Here is a 3,115-nt window from a genome sequence, read left to right as displayed (position 1 = left end):
GTGATGTCGACCGCCGCCGGCCTCGAGGCCTTCGAGGTCTTCGCGAACATCGCCCGCACCGAGCTCCTGGTCATCGACGAGGACACCACCCGGCGCGGCTTCGCCGACCAGGTGCGCTGGAACCAGGTGTACTACCGGGTCGCCCAGGGGCTGTGATGTTCGGGCGGTGGCACTTTCCCGCCATGGCGCGGAAGTGCGGTGCGCCGGGCAGTTGAGGGCCTGCATTTTCCCGCCATGGCGGGAAAATGCCCCCTTCCGTCGGGTCGAGGCCCGTTACGGGAGCACCTTTCGTGAGTTCATGACTCCGCCGGGGTCGATCGCCTGCTTGACGGCTCGCATCAGGTCGACCTCGACACCCGACTTGTACGCAGCGACAGCATCCCGCTTGAGCGCGCCGATGCCGTGCTCGGCGGAGATGCTGCCGCCGAGGGCGGCGACGGCGTCGTAGATGATCCGGGTGAGGGCCCCGGCGCGGGCCTGCAAAGCAGCGTCGTCCCCGACCGGCGCGGAGAGGTTGTAGTGCAGGTTGCCGTCGCCGACGTGACCGTAGGTCACCAGCCGCACACCCGGGAGCGCCTCCTGAAGCACCGGTCCGACCTCGGCGACGAACCGAGCAAGCGAGCTGATCGGGAGGGTGACGTCGTGCTTGAGCGTGGCGCCCTCGCTCTTCTGGGCCTCCGAGACACCCTCGCGCAACGCCCACAGCGACTCGCGCTGGGCAGGGCTGCCGGCGAGGACGGCGTCGAGGAGAAGACCCTGGGATGCGGCAGCCGACAGCGCGTCCTCGAGCCGCTCGTCGACATCGTCGGAGGTGCCGGCGATCTCGACCAGGCCGTACCACTCGTGCCGGGTGCCGAACGGGTCCCGGACCCCGGGCAGGTGGGCGAGCACCAGGTCGAGCGCCTGGCGGCCGAGCAGCTCCCAGGTCGTGAGCTGCCCACCGCCGTGCTCCCGGAGAAGGGGAAGCAGTGCCGTCGCCGCCTCGACCGACTCGAGCGCCACGAAGGCGGTCGCCCGGCGCGGCGTCGCGGGCAGCAGCCGGAGCACCGCCGCGGTGACCACCCCGAGCGTGCCTTCCGACCCGATGAACAGCTGCTTGAGGTCGTAGCCGGTGTTGTCCTTGCGCAGTGGCCGCAACCCGTCCCAGACCCGGCCGTCGGGGAGCACGACCTCGAGCCCCAGCACCAGCTCGCGCACCATCCCGTAGCGCAGCACCGCGGTGCCGCCGGCGTTTGTCGCGATCGTGCCGCCGATCGTGCACGACCCCTCGAAGCCGAGCGAGAGCGGGAACAGCCGCCCGGCGTCGGCAGCCGCGGACTGCACGGTCGCCAGCGGCGTACCTGCCTCGACGGTGAGGGTGTCGGCGACCGGGTCGACCTCCCGGACGCGACGCATCCGGCCGAGCGAGAGGACGATCTGGTCGCCGCCGGAATCCGGCACGCCGCCGCCGACGAGGCCGGTGTTGCCGCCCTGCGGGACGACCCCGACGCCCGCCGCCGCGCACAGCCGGACCGCCGTCGCCACCTCAGAGGTCGAGGCCGGGCGCACCACCGCGAGGGCGGTGCCGGTGAAGCTGCCGGTCCAGTCGGTGACGTACGCCGCCATGTCGGCGGGATCGGTCAGCACGGCGCGATCACCGAGGGCCGCGCGCAGGTCGGACACGAGGTCGCCGGTCATGCCGACCTCAGCCGCACGTGCTCGGGTCCGATCGCGGCGATCTCGGCAGTGCCGAGCAGGCACATAGTCCGGCGCAGCTCCTCGACGAGCATCGTCAGCGTGGCGTCGACACCCTGCTGCCCGCCGACCATCAGCCCGTAGAGATAGGGCCGGCCGATCACCACACCCCGGGCGCCGAACCCGAGAGCGGCCGCGATGTCGCCGCCGGAGCGCACCCCGGAGTCGATGTAGACCTCCGTCCGAGAGCCGACCGCGTCGGCCACGGCCACCAACAGCTCCAGCGGCACCGGTGCCCGGTCGAGCTGGCGACCGCCGTGGTTGGAGAGCACCAGCGCGTCGGCACCCGCGTCCACACAGGCCACCGCGTCGGCGACCGAGAGCACGCCCTTGACCACCACCGGGCCGTCCCAGTGCTCCTTGAGCCAGGTGATGTCCGAGGGCCGGATCGCCTGCTCACGCAGCTCGTTGGACATGCCCCAGCGCCCGTAGTGCGAGCCCTCGGGGAACGTCGCGAACCGCAGCGGCTCGGTCGTCAGGATGTTCGCCGCCCAGCCGGGGTGGCGGGCCATGCCCGCGAACGTACGCAGGGTCAGCTGTGGCGGGATCGCGAACCCGTTGAGCTTGTCCTTGCGCTTCATTCCGGTCACGGTCGTGTCGATCGTCAGCATCAGCGCCTCATAGCCCTGCTCGGCCGCCTCGGTGATGTGCTCCAGCGTCACCGCCCGGTCCTTCATCAGGTAGATCTGGAACCAGTTTCGTCCCTGCGGGGAAGCGCGCGCGACGTCGGTGATCGAGGTCGTCGCGTACGTCGACAGGGTGTAGGGCAGCCCGGCCGCGGCCGCCGCCGCGGCGACCGCCCGCTCGCCGGTGTGGTGGCTGAGCCGGGTGTAGCCGGTCGGTGCCAGCACGATCGGCGCGGCCGCGGGGCGACCGAGGATCGTCGTACGCACCTCGGGCTCTGCCACCTGGCCGAAGGCGGTGGGCCGCAGCTCGACGCGGTCGAAGGCTGCCCGGTTGCGGCGCATCGCGTGCTCGCCGTCCGAGCCACCGTCGACGTAGTCCCAGACCGCAGTGGGCACCCGCCTCCGCGCCTCCCGCTCCAGGTCGTCGACGCTGAGACAGCGGGTCAACCGGCGCTCTGTGGCGCGCAGGCGGAGCGGCCGCGGCCGGAGGAAGGGCGCGAGATCGCGCCATCGGGGGAACTGTCGGGCGACTGCCACCTGATCGCTCACCTGATCGCTCACCTGATCGCTCACCTGATCGCTCACCTGATCGCTCACCTGATCGCTCACCTGATCACTCACCTGATCACTCACCTGATCACTGGGCACGCTCTGGACTCCTCGCCACTCATCGGATAAGTTCGTTGCTTGTCATACAACTTAGTCCATCGAGGAGCATCCCGCCATGGTCGCCGACCGCATCAGCTCACTGACTC

At 70.9% G+C, this 3,115-nt stretch carries 2 protein-coding genes; both read right to left on the bottom strand.

Annotated elements, in window-relative coordinates; all coding sequences use genetic code 11:
- Positions 1-273: 273 nt before the first annotated feature.
- The gene (locus ACRDPS_RS21100; RefSeq protein WP_431503629.1) at positions 274-1,677 is read right to left on the bottom strand and encodes an FAD-binding oxidoreductase; all 1,404 of its coding nucleotides are present in this window, start codon (positions 1,675-1,677) and stop codon (positions 274-276) included.
- Positions 1,674-2,909 carry an alpha-hydroxy acid oxidase gene (locus tag ACRDPS_RS21095; RefSeq protein WP_431503628.1) on the bottom strand — a complete coding sequence of 412 codons (1,236 nt, stop codon included), beginning with the start codon at positions 2,907-2,909 and terminating at the stop codon, positions 1,674-1,676. Before ACRDPS_RS21095 ends, ACRDPS_RS21100 begins: the two co-directional genes overlap by 4 nt.
- Positions 2,910-3,115: the final 206 nt, after the last annotated feature.

The sequence above is a fragment of the Nocardioides sp. genome (assembly GCF_050699375.1).
Taxonomy (GTDB): Bacteria; Actinomycetota; Actinomycetes; order Propionibacteriales; family Nocardioidaceae; genus Nocardioides.
The sequence above is the reverse complement of the archived record's forward strand: the minus strand, read 5'-3'. Positions and strand labels throughout refer to the sequence as shown.

Excerpts from the sequence above, each read along its gene's own strand:
- ACRDPS_RS21100 (WP_431503629.1), bottom strand. The coding sequence starts at position 1,677 with ATGACCGGCGACCTCGTGTCCGACCTGCGCGCGGCCCTCGGTGATCGC.